Source organism: Marisediminitalea alba (assembly GCF_002993365.1).
GTDB classification, from domain to species: Bacteria; Pseudomonadota; Gammaproteobacteria; order Enterobacterales; family Alteromonadaceae; genus Alteromonas; species Alteromonas alba.
This window is the reverse complement of sequence record NZ_PVNP01000188.1, coordinates 71,672-88,375: the sequence shown is the minus strand read 5'-3', so window position 1 is coordinate 88,375 and position 16,704 is coordinate 71,672. Positions and strand designations below refer to the sequence as shown.

The window sequence follows — 16,704 nt, the reverse complement described above, 5'->3', positions numbered from 1 at the left end:
TTGAGGTAGTTTACAAAAAAAAACACCGGTTGGCTCACACGTGATTTAAAAAATACCACTTTGTACTAACCTATAAGCCGCAGACGCCTACCAAGTGGCTGCGTCTTTGATTACAATAGCGACTTTCTAAAAAGCCAGGACCAAGCATGTCACAATACGTATATACCATGCACCGGGTGGGCAAGATTGTGCCACCCAATCGTCAGATTCTAAAAGACATTTCACTGAGTTTTTTCCCCGGCGCAAAAATTGGCGTACTGGGCTTAAACGGCGCCGGTAAATCCACACTGCTGCGCATTATGGCCGGTGTTGACACCGAGATTGAAGGTGAAGCCCGTGCCCAGCCCGGCATTAATATTGGCTACCTGCCCCAGGAACCCCAACTGGACGAAACTAAAGATGTGCGCGGCAATATTGAAGAAGCCGTGGCAGATGTTGCCCATGCTCTGAAACGCCTCGACGAAGTGTATGCCGCTTACGCCGATCCGGATGCCGACTTTGATGCCCTCGCGAAAGAACAGGGCGAGCTGGAAGCCATTATCCAGACCAAAGACGGTCACAACCTTGAGAACGCGCTGGAACGCGCCGCCGATGCACTGCGTTTGCCGCCATGGGATGCCGACGTCAGCAAGCTGTCTGGTGGAGAACGCCGCCGTGTAGCACTGTGCCGCCTGCTGCTGGAAAAGCCCGACATGCTGCTGCTCGACGAACCGACTAACCACCTGGATGCCGAATCTGTGGCCTGGTTAGAACGCTTCCTCCACGACTATGAAGGCACCGTAGTGGCGATTACCCACGACCGGTATTTCCTCGATAACGTAGCAGGCTGGATTTTGGAACTCGACCGTGGCCACGGTATTCCGTGGGAAGGTAACTACTCCACCTGGCTGGAGCAAAAAGAGGCCCGCCTTGAGCAGGAAGAGCGCACTGAGAACGCCCGTCAGAAGTCTATTAAACAGGAACTTGAGTGGGTACGTACTAACCCCAAAGGTCGTCAGGCTAAAAGCAAGGCACGTATGTCACGGTTTGAAGAACTTTCAAGCGGTGATTACCAGAAACGTAACGAAACCAATGAGCTGTTCATCCCGCCGGGTGAGCGTTTGGGTGATAAGGTTATCGAAGTCGAGCACCTGAAAAAATCATACGGTGATCGCGTCCTTATCGACGACATGACGTTTACCGTACCTAAGGGGGCTATCGTTGGCATTATCGGCCCTAACGGTGCTGGTAAATCAACCCTGTTCAGAATGCTTACCGATAAAGAACAACCCGACTCGGGTTCAATCACCATTGGTGATACGGTAAAAATCGCCAGTGTTGAGCAGTTCCGTGACCACATGGATGGCAACAACACTGTGTGGCAGGAGTTGTCTGACGGCCAGGACATCGTGCGCATTGGCAATTTTGAGCTGAACAGCCGCGCCTATTGCAGCCGCTTTAACTTCAAAGGCACCGACCAGCAAAAATTCATCAAGGATTTGTCTGGTGGTGAACGCAACCGGGTGCATCTGGCCAAGCTCTTAAAAGCGGGCGGCAACGTATTGCTGCTCGATGAGCCCACCAACGATTTAGATGTAGAAACCCTTCGCGCACTGGAAAACGCTCTGCTTGAGTTCCCGGGCTGCGCCATGGTTATCTCGCACGACCGTTGGTTCCTCGACCGTGTTGCTACCCACATACTTGATTACCGGGACGAAGGCAAAATTAACTTCTATGAAGGTAACTACAACGACTATGAAAGCTGGTTAAAAGCCAACTTTGGTCAGGACGTGGTTGAACCACACCGACTGAAATACAAGCGAATCAGTAAGTAAATCAGTCAAACCTCCGGCTATGCACTACACTAAAACAAGGGTGTATAGCCAGTGTGTCAGTAGAGGAATCAGTTCTCCCATGCAACAAGAAAAACGCCATTTTCAACGGGTTGGCATTCATTTGTCAGGGCAGCTTGTTACCGCACAAGGTGATGCTTTTGAGGTAGAAGTGGTGGATGTATCGTTGCTGGGGCTGCGGATAGCCCGACTGCCAGCAGGAGTGAATCTGCCTGCCAGTGATAAGGTCGGGCTAAACTTTAAAGCGAATGAAGACAGTCCGCCCATATCCCTTAGCGGCGAAATAATCCGCCTGGAGCATGCGCCGGACAACAGAGAGTCAAGCGAAGCGGGACTCCGCATTATGCATATTTCAGTAGACGATCTAGGACTATTGCGGCGTTTGTTGCTGTTGAACAGCGGTCAGGACGATGTTGACGCCACTGAGCTTGAAACACTGGTCGACAAGATCACCGCGTCAATGCCTTCTGACTAAGCGTCGAGGGCCTCCAGCGCATCACTCAGTTTGGTTACCGGGATAACAGTTAAGCCCGCTATTTTATTTTTCGGCGCGTTAGCCTTTGGCACAATAGCTCGCTTAAAGCCATGTTTAACCGCCTCACTCAAGCGTTCACTGCCATTCGGTACCGGGCGAATTTCGCCAGCCAGCCCTACTTCTCCAAAGACTATCAGTTCCCGGGGTAGAGCGCGGTTACGGAAACTGGATATCATGGCTACTAGTAAGGCCAGGTCGGCGGCCGTTTCACTCACTTTCACGCCGCCCACCACGTTAACAAACACATCCTGATCATTCATCTGCACATTGCCGTGGCGATGCATCACCGCTAACAACATGGCTAACCGGTTTTGCTCAAGCCCCACAGTCACGCGGCGTGGGTTATTGAGCTGCGAGTAATCAACCAGAGCCTGGATCTCAACCAGTAACGGCCGGGTGCCTTCCCATATGACCATCACCACAGAGCCCGGGGCCTGACTGTCGCTGCGACTAAGGAATATCGCTGAGGGGTTACCGACTTCTTTCACCCCTTTGTCTGTCATACCAAATACGCCCAGTTCATTAACCGCACCAAAACGGTTTTTATGACTGCGCAGCGTTCTGAATCTCCCGTCACTCTCACCTTCGAGCATCATCGAGCAATCAATACAGTGCTCAAGGACCTTTGGCCCGGCCAGACTGCCGTCTTTGGTAACATGGCCAACAATAAACATGGCAATATGATGCTGCTTGGCAAAACGAGTCAGATAGGCGGCACTTTCCCTCACCTGCGATACACTGCCCGGGGCCGACTGGACATCAGAGACATGCATAACCTGAATAGAATCGATAACCATAATCTGTGGTTTTTGCTTTAACGCCAGGTCGCAAATCATTTCAACGTTGGTTTCAGCCAGCATCATCAGCTTGTCATCGGGCAGGCCGAGGCGTCTGGCGCGCATCGCTACCTGTTGCAGCGATTCTTCACCAGTCACGTAAAGCGCCGACTTAGTGGCAGCTTGCTGACACATAACCTGTAACAACAGCGTACTTTTACCGGCTCCCGGTGAGCCACCGATTAAAATGGCCGACCCCGGCACAATACCGCCGCCCAACACCCGGTCGAGTTCTTTAAGGCCGGAGCTAAAACGGGGTAAGTCCTCTACGTTAATCTCATTCAGTGTCTGGATTTGACTGTGAGTCTGGCCAGCATAACCAGCAAAGTTACCCTTAGCCGTGGATTTGGCCGGACTGACAACAAATTCAGAGATAGTATTCCAGGCTTTGCACTCACTGCACTGGCCCTGCCAGCGCGGGAATTCGGCACCGCAATCAGAGCATACAAAAGCTGTTTTTCGTTTCGCCATAAATCAATTGGTTTCTGCAAATATAAGTATTATGATTTCGTTAACAAGGATGTGCTTCTGTTTACAGAACTCATCACTTAAGAAACAGCAGAATCACCTGCACGTTAATGTAGTCAGTTATTTTGCCGATAAGTCGTTAATATACTAAAAAGCCGTCACGGACACAGCAAAACCTCGCATGAATCAGGATTTATCGCAGTACGCGCAGATAATAGAACAGCTCAAACCCATGGTGAAAGAACCCGAGTTCAATCAGGTACTTCAGCAGGTTGCTTCCCATGTTCCTAAAGAAAAGCGTTTTTTGATAAAAATGGAAGTAAAACGCTTGGCGCGCCCCTGCATGCGAGCTATCGATTTGCGCGGTCAGGTAGACGGTGAGTGTCGGCTATACCAATACGACGGTATCAGGCATTACCTGGATGACGTAGCCATTGAGGTGTTCGAACAACAGGTGCGGATGTTCGGCTTATACTGTTTTGGTGTTTATGAAGCGGTGCTGGCCACGGAAAACAATTTTCGTGTCATTCGCGAAAAAGCTGAAGCCCGCAATGAACAAGACGTCGAAATACCGGAAAAAACCAACAACAGCATCTCGCAATTTGATGTGCCTAATATCAACCTGTTGAGCTATGCAAAGCGCAACGAAGAGCGAATGAACTTCGCCGTGGCGTTGGAAGTGTTTACCGAAACCAACAACAGCCTGCGGGCAACCAGCGTCGACATATCCACCAAGGGCATGAAAATAAAGCTCTCCAAAGAGCAACTCTTTAAGCCCGGTGAAAAAATCGGTGTGTATTTCCGGGGCCTTGAAACAGAGTACTCGCTGGATAAAAAAATGGCTATCAAATATCAGGTAGTCAGTATTTCCCGCAAAAAAGAATTCCAGTTTCTGCAGATGAAACGTCTGCAGGACGCCCCTAACAGCCATTTCGACCAGTTTATCGATAAGTTTATTCATGGCAATAAACGGCGTTACAAGGTGAATATGGATAACACCATAGACGCCATTATCAACAAGTCCTGCGAGCAGTACTTCTCGCCCAGTTGTCCTACACTGCCGGTGTTTATCGAAGTAAAGGAAGGCCGGGCGCGAGCACTGTTTGCCATGGCCAACGATTTAAACCGCCATATTCTGAGCTACTGGAACGACGAGGAAGATGAGTTACGACTTGGTTATCTGCTCACCGCAGACCGACTAAAACAGTTGATTCAGAGTAAACATGCAGCCCCGGCGCTGTATGTTTACAGCTTTAACCATATTCAGAACGGCAAAATCTATTTTTATTCCGCTTCCAGTGACGAACTGGCCCGCCACCCGGCTCTGAGTGAGTTATTTATTGGCTTTGGTGCCAGAAAAGTAAGCTGGCGGGTATTTAAGGTCGGTATCGTAAAAATTTCACCCAAAGATGCTTACGCGCCGCTGTCACTGCCCGATGATGTAGGCACCAAGGTAAAACGCCAGAATGCCAGGCCGGCTCCTCGCCTGATGGCTCGGTTACAAAATCTGGCCTACGCAGTACAGATAACCGATATTACCTCTGATCGCGAGCAGTTACAGTTCAGTCAGATTAAAATTGACCGCGCTCAGTTGAAGGCGTTGAAATTATTTGGTCATGCCCGCAATCGCCCGCCCGGAGAAATTAAGGCTTTCCGCTATAAGTTCCAGGAACAGCGCATGGAAACCCGGTATCTGTTACGTACAGCAGTGCAGGTACTGGCCAGAGGGCAAACCATCAATGGCATCAGTGAAGATATTTCAATTAACGGCCTGCGCATAGAAATCGACGGCGAATATCACGGCGACCTGAATATGCGGGTGCTGGTCAGCCTGCCCAAATTACAGGAGCTGACCAGTAAGTTTGATGTCAGCGACTTACATTATCGGGTGGTTCATATCAGTGGTGATAAGAATGTGCTGCATTTACGTTCGGTTGCCGGCGAGGATGGTCTGCCTGCACGCCGCTTCTTTGCAGAACTGATAAAGAGCAATAAATCGTCACTGAAAACCTATCCTGATGAAGAAGAAATCCCGGGCATTGGCCATGCTTTACGCTGTATAAATGCCAAGACCCCTTCGACCCTGGCTTTTGTGTTATCTAAGGTGGGCGGGCGCTATTTACCTCAGGTAGGGGTTTTAGGCGATGCCGCCAATCCTCGCCTGAAAACCTTGTTTAGTCATTTTGCCGAACAACGTAAAATGAACCTTGAGGTATTCTTCCGCGACCGCGCGTTGAATGCCCCTTTCATACAGCAATCCATAAAACAGGTAAAAACCGAACATTCCCCCGTCACCCGTGAGCTGTTCGTCGCCTTCCGGCCAGCAGAGAAAGAGCCGGCCGATGCCATCGACGCCCGCTACGAGTATCGTTTCAGCTCCGATGAGTCGCGCCAACAGTTTATAGAAAATGCCCTGACCACAGGCCAGTTTATTGCTATGACAATTACGGTAACGGTAACAGGTAAGCCCGATCTGGAAATGCTTCAGTCGGAAATCAATTACATTGGGGTTTACGCGATTCACCGGGCCAAAGAGCTCGAAGAACGCTTGTGGAGTATCAGTGCCTGCGTCCACGCAGTGGATATTACAGACCAGGTACTATTGCGGTTTGGTTTCGATGAGCACCGCATTGCCGAAAATCACAAAACGCCCAGTCAGCACGCCATTGAGCCAGGCGGCATCAAGGCGTTACTGAAAAGCTAGGCCGTTTAGCCCTATTGCAAATAGGTTAACAACGCGTCCAGACCGGAGTAACGAATTGCCACGTCGGCCTGGGCATTGACTACCGGCTTGGCTTCAAAAGCCACACCTAATGCCGCCACACCCATCATTTTAAGATCGTTAGCACCATCCCCCATGGCAACCGTCTGGGTCATCGGGATATCCCAGCGGCGGGCCAGCTCCTCGACCGTCTCAGCCTTAACCTGGGCATCTACTATACCGCCTACTACCCGGCCAGTGAGTTTGCCGTCTTCAGCTTCGAGCACATTAGCTCTTGATGCATCAAGCCCTAAGCGATTCTCCAGATACCCGGCGAAGTAGGTAAAGCCTCCGGAGGCAATGGCAATTTTCCAACCATTCTGCTGCAGCACATGAAGTAAGTGTTGCAGTCCGGGCATTAACGGAATGCTGTCGCGGATCTGCTTAAGCTGACTCACTTCCACGCCATCCAGACAACCTACCCGGGAACGCAGGCTTTCAGCAAAATCAAGCTCACCACGCATGGCTTTTTCGGTTACCGCCGCAACCTGTTCGCCGAGGCCAGCGAGCTTGGCTATTTCATCAATACACTCAATTTGGATAACAGTAGAATCCATATCCATCACCAACAGGCCCGGCTGAGTTAACAGCGGCGTGTTACCACGCAATGCCACTTCACAGTGACACGCCTTAGCGGCGCCATCGAGCAGATCATGCAGCGTCTGTGTTGTAACATCGACCGATTCAACATCAAAGCTAATTGCAGTGCCGCCGATCAGGGCACTGTGAGGGTGCAGCCTGAAACTTCCAAGCTTCACCGCGGGTGCCAGATGTTGAACTATCATAGCCAGCTGTTCCAGCGTTAATGACTGGCCGCTAACGATAAGTTGCTGAGCAGATTGGGCATGGGCCTCTACGGTAAGTCCGGTGCACGATTGATCCCAGCGAAGATTCTGATATTCTGCCAACGTAGCTGAAAGAAAGGCTGCGCTGGTCAATTGTTCTGTACTAAGCGTTGTTAATTCCAAAGGGCGAGTTCTCATCACTTGAGTTAACTAATAGTCCGATCCTAACGGATACGCCGCGTTTGGGAAATGCATAGTTAGACTAAGTTGCACATTTTTAATCTTAAAAAAGGCTTTGCATTGCGCCGTATTACGTTCTCTACCGCCCACCGGCTTATTCTGCTGACCTTACTGATAACCGGTTTGTTTATCGCAGTGATGGTTGCCGTAACCAGCCAGATGGATCAGTCGTTGCCAGCGGAGGAGCCTCTGGGGCGTCACTACGAGAGACTTATTCGCCCGGCAGTGGCAGCGTTAAATCAGGCGGAAATTAACCGGGTTCTGGCCAGTATGGCCGAGGATGACAACATTCTTCGTGCCGCGGTATTCTCAGCCTCCGGCGAACGTATCGCACAACAGGGGGTTACTACATTATTGCCACAACTGATACGGGAAGAGCCACTTCGTACCAGCTTCTTTGTACCGGTAAAAGAGGATGATCAGGTACTTGGTTATTTACATTGGGTGCGGGAGCCAAATAAGGCAAAGTAATTGGCCGTTGTCTGTTCTATAACCGCCTCCGGTGTTATGCCATGCAAATCAGCCAGGGCAGCAACCACTTCACCAATAAACTGCGGCTCATTGCGCGCCCCCTGTCGGCCGGACATGGGCATATCCGGCGCATCCGTCTCCAGCAACAAATGCTGCAATGGAATATTTGCCACGGTTTGCCGGGTTTTCTGAGCCCGCGAATAGGTAATGGTGCCACCGATGCCTAACTTAAATCCTACATCAATATATTGCCTGGCAACCTGTTCACTACCGGAAAACGCGTGGATGACACCGCCCTGCGTAAAGCGGCTGCGTTTAATAGATTCTAGTAATAAGTGATGAGAGCGGTGATGATGCAAAATAACCGGCAGAGACTGTTCGCTGGCCATTTCGAGCTGAGCTTCAAATAAAGACTGCTGGGCCTTTAGCGACGTGTCTATGGCGCCGTCGATGCCAATTTCACCAATGGCTACAGGCTTTATCGTGGTGGTTTGTAGTTGTTCGCGTAGAGCCGCCAACGCGTTTTCAGGCTCATCTGGGAAAAAATAAGGATGCAGGCCAAACGCCACATCCAGTTGGGCGTTGTCGGCCGCCATGTTTTGCTGGCGCTGCCAGCCTGATACCGTTGTGCCGGGAATTAAAATTCGCTCAACGCCTTTGCTAACGGCACTATTGAGTACGTCCTGCCAGTCTGGTTCAAACTCAGGGAGATCCAGATGGCAGTGCGAATCAATCATGGGTAACGGTCAAACTAAGGCATTAAGCGCTGGGTTGTCCAGCTGTTATCAGCCTGCTTAGTATACTCGAAGCGGTCGTGCAGACGGTCTTCACCGCCCTGCCAGAATTCGATTTGATGGGGCATCACTTTAAAGCCGCCCCAGAAATCCGGCAGCGGGATTTCCTTCTTCGCAAACTTTTCTTTCATCTGATGAAACTGTGTCATCAGCAGCTCGCGGCTGGAGATTGGCTGGCTCTGCTGGGACGCCCAGGCTGCCAGCTGTGAATCTTTCGGCCGGGATAAAAAGTATCTGGCATTTTGCGCCGTGGTAAGCTTTTGTGCGGTGCCACAGATGCGCACCTGACGCTCCATAAAAAACCAGGGGAAGTGCAACGAAATACGTGGATTATCACTGAGATCTTTAGCTTTACGACTGCCCAGGTTGGTATAAAACACAAACCCTTCGTGGTCGTAGTCTTTGAGTAACACAATGCGCTGGGAGGGCTGACCTTCAGCATCGACGGTAGCTACCGTCATCGCAGTAGGGTCCGGGATCCCCGCATCTATTGCCGCGCCCAGCCACTGTTTAAACAGGTCTACCGGATGGTCAGTTAAATCATTATCAGTTAAATGCCCCTGACTGTACTGACGACGCATATCAGCGATACTCATACTCACCACCTGCTTAGTTAATCTTCACCATAGCCTAACGAACGCAGTGCGCGTTCATCGTCGGCCCAACCGGATTTCACTTTCACCCACAGCTCAAGGAAAACCTTATTGTCGAACAACCGCTCCATATCCAGTCGCGCCTGTTCACCTATAGTTTTTAAGTGTTTACCGCCTTTTCCGATCACCATGCGTTTTTGGGTTTCACGCTCAACCAGGATCAGACCGTTAATTCGGTACACGCCGTTTTCGCCCAGCTTAAACTGCTCAATCTCAACCGTGGTTGAATAGGGCAACTCGTCACCGGTGTAACGCATCAGCTTCTCGCGAATGATTTCGGCAGCCATAAAGCGGCTTGAGCGATCGGTAATATAGTCTTCCGGGAAATAAAACTCGCTGGCCGGCTGGCGCTGACGAACTAACTCACGCAGCACTTCAACCTGTTTGCCCTGTTTGGCACTAAGCGGGATGATTTCCTCAAACTGATGCTTTTGCGCCAACACCTGTAAATGCGCAATCAGCGCCTCAGGATCGGCCACTTTGTCCTGCTTGTTGACTACCAGAATAGCCGGCAGTCCGGATTGCTGCACCCGGCTCAGCACCAGCTCATCATCGCTGGTCCAGCGGGTACCTTCCACCACAAACAGAATAAGACTCACCTCGCCCAGGGAACTGGTCGCCGCGCGATTCATTAATCGGTTGATAGCGCGCTTTTCTTCGCTGTGTAAGCCCGGCGTGTCTACATATACGGTCTGACAATCCGCTTCGGTATCGATACCTAAAATCCGGTGACGCGTGGTTTGTGGCTTTCGGGAAGTAATGCTTACTTTTTGCCCGAGTAACCGGTTTAACAGCGTGGATTTGCCCACGTTAGGCCGGCCAACAATGGCCACCAGGCCACAGCGGGTAGTGGGTTCAGGGATATCTGGCAACTGCTGGTCAGTCATTGTCTAATTTCTCCAGCGCGTTCCGTGCGGCTTGTTGTTCGGCTTTCCGCCGACTGGTGCCCGTACCTTTCATAGGCTTGCCCAGCGATTCTATCTGGCAGTGCACTACGAAGGTCTGGTCATGATCTTTGCCGCTGATATCTACCACTTCATAAACCGGTAACGGCAGCTTACGGGACTGTAAAAACTCCTGCAGACGGGTTTTAGCGTCTTTAGGATGTTCGTTAGGATCAAGCTTATCAATGCGGCTTTGCCACAAGCGTAAAATGACTTCTGCTGTAGTGTCCAGGCCTGCTTCAAGATAGATGGCTCCGAGGATGGCCTCCATGGCATCGGCAATAATCGAACTGCGTCGATGACCGCCACTTTTAAGTTCGCCCGGCCCCAGCTTTAATAATTCGCCAACGTCGGCCTCACGGCCAAGTTCAGCCAGCGTATCGCCTTTCACCAGCGTTGAACGCATACGGGTTAATTTACCCTCAGGCACGGTTGGAAAGCGCTTAAACAGCGCCTGCGCCACTACCATACCCAGTACGGCATCGCCCAGAAACTCCAGGCGTTCATTGTGCTGCTTGGCGGCGCTGCGGTGAGTCAGCGCTTGCTGGAGTAACTCAACATTACTAAACTGGTAGCCCAGACGCTGTGATAATCTGGCATAGCGATCGATTCCGATCATTATTGAATGCCACCTACCCGGCTAAAGCGAACGCCTGATGGTACCCATGAAGGTAACCAACTGTCAGGCGCACGATCAAATTCAAAGCTGATCCAGATAGCGACGGCTTTACCGACCAGGTTTTCATCCGGCACAAAGCCCCAGTAACGGCTGTCGCGGCTGTTATCGCGGTTGTCGCCTAGCACGAAGTACTGATTCTCCGGCACGATCCACTCATTCATTTTGGTACCCGGCTGGGTATAGAAATTGGAAGGATGCGCTTCTGAAACAGGATGTTGCAGAATTTCGTGTTCCACGTCACCGAGCGTTTCCCTGATACGTTTCAGCGGGGCGAGGTTTTGAACAAAGTCGCCACTGCTGACAAATTCCTGAGGCATTGCCTTAAATTCGGCACAATTCTGGCCGCTTTCGCAGGCAGGCTTAATGAATATCTGCTTATCGCGATAAATCACTGTATCGCCGGGCATGCCCACTACCCGCTTGATGTAATCGACTGAAGGCTCTTCCGGATACTTAAATACCACTACATCGCCCCGCTCAGGCGCGCCGGTTTCAATAAACTTGTGACGGAATACCGGGTCTTTTAAGCCATAGGCGTATTTTTCCACCAGAATGAAATCGCCTACCAACAGGGTTGGCATCATGGAACCTGATGGGATCTGAAACGGTTCATAAAGAAATGACCGCAACACCAGTACAAAGGCGATGACCGGGAAAATCTGCTGCGCCGTATCCACGATATAAGGCAATTTTTCCTCAGGCGGCAACGCTGACTCGCCGTTCCCGGAGAGCGCCACACCGCGGGCCTTTCGTTTCGGCGCAAACGCAAGAGCGTCTATCAACCAAATTAATCCCGACCCCAGGGTCAGCACTACCAACAAGAGAGAAAAATAATTCGCCATTACTTAGATACCTTAAGTACTGCAAGGAATGCGTCCTGTGGAAGTTCCACATTACCCACCTGCTTCATCCGTTTCTTACCTTCCTTTTGCTTCTGCAGCAGTTTCTTCTTACGGCTTACGTCACCGCCATAACATTTGGCAATAACGTTTTTACGTAACTGTTTCACTGTGCTTCGGGCAATAATATGGTTACCGATGGCGGCCTGGATAGCAATATCAAACATCTGACGCGGGATCAACTCACGCAGTTTTTCCACCAGGTCACGACCCCGGTACTGCGCATTGTCACGGTGGGTAATTACTGCCAGCGCATCGACCCGTTCACCGTTAATCAGAATATCCAGACGAACCATGTCTGAGCAGACAAACTTCTTAAAGTTGTAATCCAGCGAGGCAAACCCGCGGCTGGTCGACTTTAAGCGGTCAAAGAAGTCCAGCACGACCTCTGCCATTGGCAATTCGTAGGTTACCGCAACCTGTTTGCCGTGATAACTCATGTTGACCTGATTACCGCGCTTTTCAACGCACAGTGTGATTACACTGCCGAGGTATTCCTGTGGTACCAGGATATTAGCTTCTACGATGGGTTCACGAATCTCTTCGATATCGTTAACCGCCGGTAACTTGGACGGGTTATCCACCTGCATAACAGTGCCATCTGTTTGCAGCACTTCGTAGTTTACGGTTGGCGCCGTGGTGATGAGGTCGAGGTCGTATTCACGCTCAAGACGTTCCTGGATAATTTCCATATGCAGCATGCCAAGGAAACCAACGCGGAAACCGAAACCCAGGGCCGCAGAACTTTCTGGTTCGTAAAACAGTGAGGCATCGTTAAGGCTCAATTTAGCCAGCGCATCACGAAAGTCTTCGTAGTCGTCTGAGCTCACCGGGAACAAACCGGCGTAAACCTGCGGTTTAACCTTTTTAAAGCCCGGTAACATCTTCTCGGCAGGCGCCTTGGCGGTGGTAATGGTATCGCCCACCGGCGCACCATGAATTTCTTTAATTCCGGCAATAATAAATCCTACCTCACCGGCTCGCAGCACTTTACGCTCTAGCGGCTTAGGGGTAAATACACCAATTTTGTCTGCCTGATGCACCTGGCCGTTTGACATGATCTGGATCTTGTCTTTAACGTGCAGCTCACCTTCAACAATGCGCACCAGTGACACAACCCCCTGGTAATTATCAAACCAGGAGTCAACGATCAGCGCTTTCAGCGGTGCATCAATAGCACCTTCCGGCGGCGGGATCTGCTTAACGATAACTTCCAGTACATCCTCAATGCCGATACCGGTTTTTGCCGAGCAACACACGGCATCCACGGCGTCGATACCAATGATGTCTTCAATTTCTTCGGCTACCCGCTCAGGCTCAGCCTGTGGTAAGTCGATTTTGTTCAGAATAGGTACCACTTCCATGTCCATATCGATAGCGGTGTAGCAGTTGGCTACGGTCTGGGCTTCAACCCCCTGCCCGGCATCTACCACCAGCAACGCCCCTTCACAGGCGGCCAAGGAGCGGGAAACTTCGTAACTGAAATCTACATGTCCAGGCGTGTCGATAAAGTTAAGCTGGTATGTTTCACCATCACGCGCTTTATAATCGAGGGTTACGCTCTGCGCTTTAATGGTAATTCCCCGCTCTCTTTCCAGATCCATGGAGTCCAGAACCTGTGCTGCCATTTCACGTTCGGTTAATCCACCACAATGTTGGATCAAACGGTCTGATAATGTCGACTTACCATGATCAATGTGCGCAATAATAGAGAAGTTGCGAATGTGCTTATGCTGCATAATGCTTGGAAATTACCTGCAAATTGTTACGATTAAACGTCTGGCGGGTGATAAACGATTACAATGACGTGTTCAGCCAGACACCTTCAAGGGTGCGGATTTTACCTACTTATTGCGCTAAAAGCGAATATCACAGCAACAAATCGTTGCCGCTGACGGCAAACAACAAGCCGCCCCGGCTATACCGCTTGTGCTTTGTCGTTGACCCGACTGACAATAACCGGCTCGAAGCGAGCATTTCTGGCCCGGGCCAGATACCGTGCGACCAATTTTACACTGCCGGCTGATAACACTGTAGCGACAGCGAATACTGCCAGCTCGTGCCAGTTTGTTAGTTGGTTCAGGCTAATCACGCCACCAATCAGGGTAACCAGTGGCACGATATAAACCAGCCAGGAAGCCAGCAGGACTTTTTGTTCGGGGATGCCTATCACCACCAGGTCGCCCGGCTTAACCGGCAGTGGACTGCGCATAGTCAGCGTTTGCTGGCGTGGTGTAAACGCTTTGGCCACGGCGCTGGTGCCACAGTCGTCACTCACCTGACACTGACTGCAGCCGGTCTTCACCGACGCGCTGACGGTAATCAAATCATCTTCAACACCAATTACTGTCGCCGTCTCGGTAATCACGCTATTCTCCGGCTGCACCAATGGAGTGGGCAATTTCGTAGGCGGTTTGAGGCGGGACTTTGCCAATGATAGTGATTTGCACCTGACCATTGGTTAACGACAAAAACGTATTGGTTGAATGGCGCAGCACCACGTCAGAATCCAGAGAATCCTGAGCGGGTTGCACATATACCGACACGTCTACCATGCCATCACTGAACAATTTGTATTCTACCACCTGACCGGTCATGGCCAGTCGCCGGGTTTCGCGCTTGATTTCTTCCATTCCCACGGGCAAAAATTTCACTTCCCACTGATGCTGACGGGGTTTTGGGGTCATGGCTACCGCACCGGGTAACGCTTGTGGATTTATTCTTGAAAAATACGGTGACGGTTGCTCACTCACATTCACCGCGGTGACCTGAATTTGCTCCAGCAATGAGCCCTGTAAATCCACCATATCCAGCTTTAACAACATGCCGGTTTCTTCGTCGAGCCACACCTGATAGTTATAGCGCTTGTTGTCGCGACTAACGATACGTAACTGCTGGGCTGCCCGGCCGGAAACCCGGGTACGGCCAATGGTAATAAACTGGTAAGCGTCGGTCAGCGCCGTAGGGTTGTACAATAAATCGCTGGGCAGTGGCCCGCTGATGGCACTGGCGTAAATGCTGTATGGCTGCACATCTGGTTCGAACACGCTGACCACATTGCCAAGACGGATCATTTCCTGACCCGGCCCGTTTTGCAGATTGAGTTGCTCAGCTTCCAGACCATCTTCTAATACCGCATGCCGCCACAGGTAGGGAGTCATTTCCTGACCGGCTCTGGTCAGTACAAACGATACTTCAAAATTGGAGGTGCGATTGATTTGGGCTAAGCGTTCCAGCCACTCCATACCGCTCAGGTTTTGCCGGGGAACATCGGCGAGAGCCAGATCTGGCTCTGTTATCTGTTCAGGCTCGCTTTGCGAGTCTTCCTGCGCATAAACTACCGCAGGCACAGCAGAAATTAAGGTAGTTAGAAACAACAAACGCACTGCCCGGGCAGTGCGTTGTTTTACATCGAAGAATGCTTGCATAGTAATTTAAGGCTGATTAGGTTCAGATTCCGCGGCCCGTTGAGATTGCTCTTCTGCCTGCTTCAGTTTCAGTTGCTGCTCATGGTCGGCAAGCAAAGCATTAATTTGTCGACGCTTCTGTAACAGTGCATCCGAATCGCCAGCGCGATTATTTGGTACTATATTACTTTGCTCAAGGCTTACCGGTGCCATGCCGGTTTGCGGCATGCCTGGGATCACGGGTGTCTGGAAAGTCGTAAAAGGCTCTTCCGCCGCAGGTTGTTGATTAACCTGTTGTACGCCCAGAATTACCGCGGCAGCCACTGATGCTGCAACAGCCAGTTGGCCGGACTGACGAAGGAATGGTACTACCTTGTTCACCACTGGTAGCGACTTCCATTTGGACTTCGGCGCCAACACTGTTGGTTCCTGGTCAAGCGCGGCTGCAACCTGGGCAGTAATGTCAAATTCCGGCATCACTGAAGCTTCTTTACGTAAACCGCTACGGATGACATGGTAGCTACGCCATTTTGCCAGTGATTCACTATCGTTTTTAATGCTGTCAACAAACCCGCTGTCATCGAGTTCGCCGTCCATAAAAGCCGATAATTTTTCGTGTTGCTGCGTCATAAAGTACTTTTCCTGGTTACGCCTTGATTACTTTTCATCGTTATAAGGCAACCTTGTCAAAATCTACTGTACCTGATCTCGGCCCTAAAGCTCAATATCAGGTTTCCAGTAATGGTTGAATAACCTTATCAATAGCTTCCCGTGCTCTGAATATCCTGGAACGCACCGTTCCTACAGGACAGGCCATTACATTTGCAATTTCTTCGTAACTCAGCCCCTCAATTTCACGCAGAGTAATTGCCATTCGTAAATCGTCAGGCAATTTTTCCATAGCGCGAAACAAAGTCGCCTCAAGTTCATCCGACAGCACACTGCGCTCAGGAGATGAATGCTCCTTCAGTGCATCACTGCCATCATAATAGTCCGCTTCTTCAGCATCGACATCACTGGCGGGCGGCTTACGCCCGATAGCCACCAAATAATTTTTGGCGCTGTTCACTGCTATACGATACAACCAGGTGTAAAATGCGCTGTCGCCCCTGAAATTAGGTAACGCACGATACGCTTTAATAAACGCATCCTGCGTGACGTCTGCCACATCACCGGTGTTTTTCACATAGCGCGAAACCAAGTGCATCACTTTATGCTGATAGCGCGTTACCAGCAGATTAAACGCGTTTTTATCGCCTTGCTGAACACGTTCAACCAACTGTTGATCAGTTATTTGCTCGCTCATTCGAGCCATTTCTCCTACCGACTAATTCCCAAATAGCTCATGCAAGCAATTGAGTAGACTTCGCGTATTTTAAAAAGTTCGCAAAGAATGTGAT

The 16,704-nt window shown here is 50.6% G+C and carries 16 protein-coding genes; 4 read left to right on the top strand and 12 right to left on the bottom strand.

Annotation, left to right across the window (positions count from 1 at the left end; translation table 11 throughout):
• The first annotated feature begins 146 nt into the window (after window positions 1-146).
• Together ettA and C6Y40_RS17205 are read left to right on the top strand one after the other, a co-directional pair.
• Window positions 147-1,814, top strand: a complete 1,668-nt coding sequence (gene ettA, locus C6Y40_RS17210; RefSeq protein WP_105935635.1) for an energy-dependent translational throttle protein EttA — start codon at window positions 147-149, stop codon at window positions 1,812-1,814.
• A gap of 79 nt (window positions 1,815-1,893) precedes the next feature.
• Window positions 1,894-2,307, top strand: coding sequence for a PilZ domain-containing protein (locus C6Y40_RS17205; protein WP_170308523.1), 414 nt, complete (start codon window positions 1,894-1,896; stop codon window positions 2,305-2,307).
• Here C6Y40_RS17205 and radA read toward each other — a convergent pair.
• Window positions 2,304-3,674, bottom strand: a complete 1,371-nt coding sequence (gene radA, locus C6Y40_RS17200) for a DNA repair protein RadA (protein WP_105935633.1) — start codon at window positions 3,672-3,674, stop codon at window positions 2,304-2,306. The genes C6Y40_RS17205 and radA overlap by 4 nt on opposite strands.
• Before the next feature lie 178 nt (window positions 3,675-3,852).
• Here radA and C6Y40_RS17195 point away from each other — a divergent pair, with 178 nt between their 5' ends.
• Window positions 3,853-6,375: a PilZ domain-containing protein gene (locus C6Y40_RS17195; protein ID WP_105935632.1), complete on the top strand. Its 2,523-nt coding sequence runs from the start codon at window positions 3,853-3,855 to the stop codon at window positions 6,373-6,375.
• A gap of 11 nt (window positions 6,376-6,386) precedes the next feature.
• Here the strand turns inward: C6Y40_RS17195 and serB are convergent, their stop codons facing one another.
• Window positions 6,387-7,400, bottom strand: a complete 1,014-nt coding sequence (serB, locus tag C6Y40_RS17190) for a phosphoserine phosphatase SerB (RefSeq protein ID WP_240621998.1) — start codon at window positions 7,398-7,400, stop codon at window positions 6,387-6,389.
• 117 nt (window positions 7,401-7,517) lie between these two features.
• Here serB and C6Y40_RS17185 point away from each other — a divergent pair, with 117 nt between their 5' ends.
• Entirely contained in the window at window positions 7,518-7,928 is a 411-nt protein-coding gene (locus C6Y40_RS17185; RefSeq protein WP_146129600.1) for a hypothetical protein, read from the top strand.
• Here C6Y40_RS17185 and C6Y40_RS17180 read toward each other — a convergent pair.
• The 10 genes from C6Y40_RS17180 to rpoE form a co-directional block, all read right to left on the bottom strand.
• Window positions 7,889-8,665: a TatD family hydrolase gene (locus C6Y40_RS17180; protein ID WP_105935629.1), complete on the bottom strand. Its 777-nt coding sequence runs from the start codon at window positions 8,663-8,665 to the stop codon at window positions 7,889-7,891. The genes C6Y40_RS17185 and C6Y40_RS17180 overlap by 40 nt on opposite strands.
• 14 nt (window positions 8,666-8,679) lie before the next feature.
• Window positions 8,680-9,318: a pyridoxamine 5'-phosphate oxidase gene (gene pdxH, locus C6Y40_RS17175; RefSeq protein WP_105935628.1), complete on the bottom strand. Its 639-nt coding sequence runs from the start codon at window positions 9,316-9,318 to the stop codon at window positions 8,680-8,682.
• Between the two features lie 17 nt (window positions 9,319-9,335).
• Window positions 9,336-10,262 (bottom strand): GTPase Era, encoded by a 927-nt coding sequence (gene era, locus C6Y40_RS17170; protein WP_105935627.1) that lies wholly within the window; start codon window positions 10,260-10,262, stop codon window positions 9,336-9,338.
• Window positions 10,255-10,938 carry a ribonuclease III gene (rnc, locus tag C6Y40_RS17165; protein ID WP_105935626.1) on the bottom strand — a complete coding sequence of 228 codons (684 nt, stop codon included), beginning with the start codon at window positions 10,936-10,938 and terminating at the stop codon, window positions 10,255-10,257. Before rnc ends, era begins: the two co-directional genes overlap by 8 nt.
• Window positions 10,938-11,840: a signal peptidase I gene (gene lepB / locus C6Y40_RS17160; RefSeq protein ID WP_105935625.1), complete on the bottom strand. Its 903-nt coding sequence runs from the start codon at window positions 11,838-11,840 to the stop codon at window positions 10,938-10,940. The genes rnc and lepB overlap by 1 nt, the downstream gene beginning before the upstream one ends.
• Complete coding sequence (gene lepA, locus C6Y40_RS17155) at window positions 11,840-13,636, bottom strand: translation elongation factor 4 (RefSeq protein WP_105935624.1); 1,797 nt, start codon at window positions 13,634-13,636, stop codon at window positions 11,840-11,842. The genes lepB and lepA overlap by 1 nt, the downstream gene beginning before the upstream one ends.
• Before the next feature lie 179 nt (window positions 13,637-13,815).
• On the bottom strand, window positions 13,816-14,265 hold the full coding sequence (locus C6Y40_RS17150) for a SoxR reducing system RseC family protein (RefSeq protein ID WP_170308522.1): 450 nt from the start codon (window positions 14,263-14,265) through the stop codon (window positions 13,816-13,818).
• Between the two features lies 1 nt (window position 14,266).
• Entirely contained in the window at window positions 14,267-15,325 is a 1,059-nt protein-coding gene (locus C6Y40_RS17145; RefSeq protein WP_105935622.1) for a MucB/RseB C-terminal domain-containing protein, read from the bottom strand.
• A gap of 6 nt (window positions 15,326-15,331) precedes the next feature.
• The gene (locus C6Y40_RS17140) at window positions 15,332-15,934 is read right to left on the bottom strand and encodes a sigma-E factor negative regulatory protein (RefSeq protein ID WP_105935621.1); all 603 of its coding nucleotides are present in this window, start codon (window positions 15,932-15,934) and stop codon (window positions 15,332-15,334) included.
• A 97-nt stretch (window positions 15,935-16,031) separates the two neighbouring features.
• Window positions 16,032-16,610, bottom strand: coding sequence for an RNA polymerase sigma factor RpoE (rpoE, locus tag C6Y40_RS17135; RefSeq protein ID WP_105935620.1), 579 nt, complete (start codon window positions 16,608-16,610; stop codon window positions 16,032-16,034).
• Window positions 16,611-16,704: the final 94 nt, after the last annotated feature.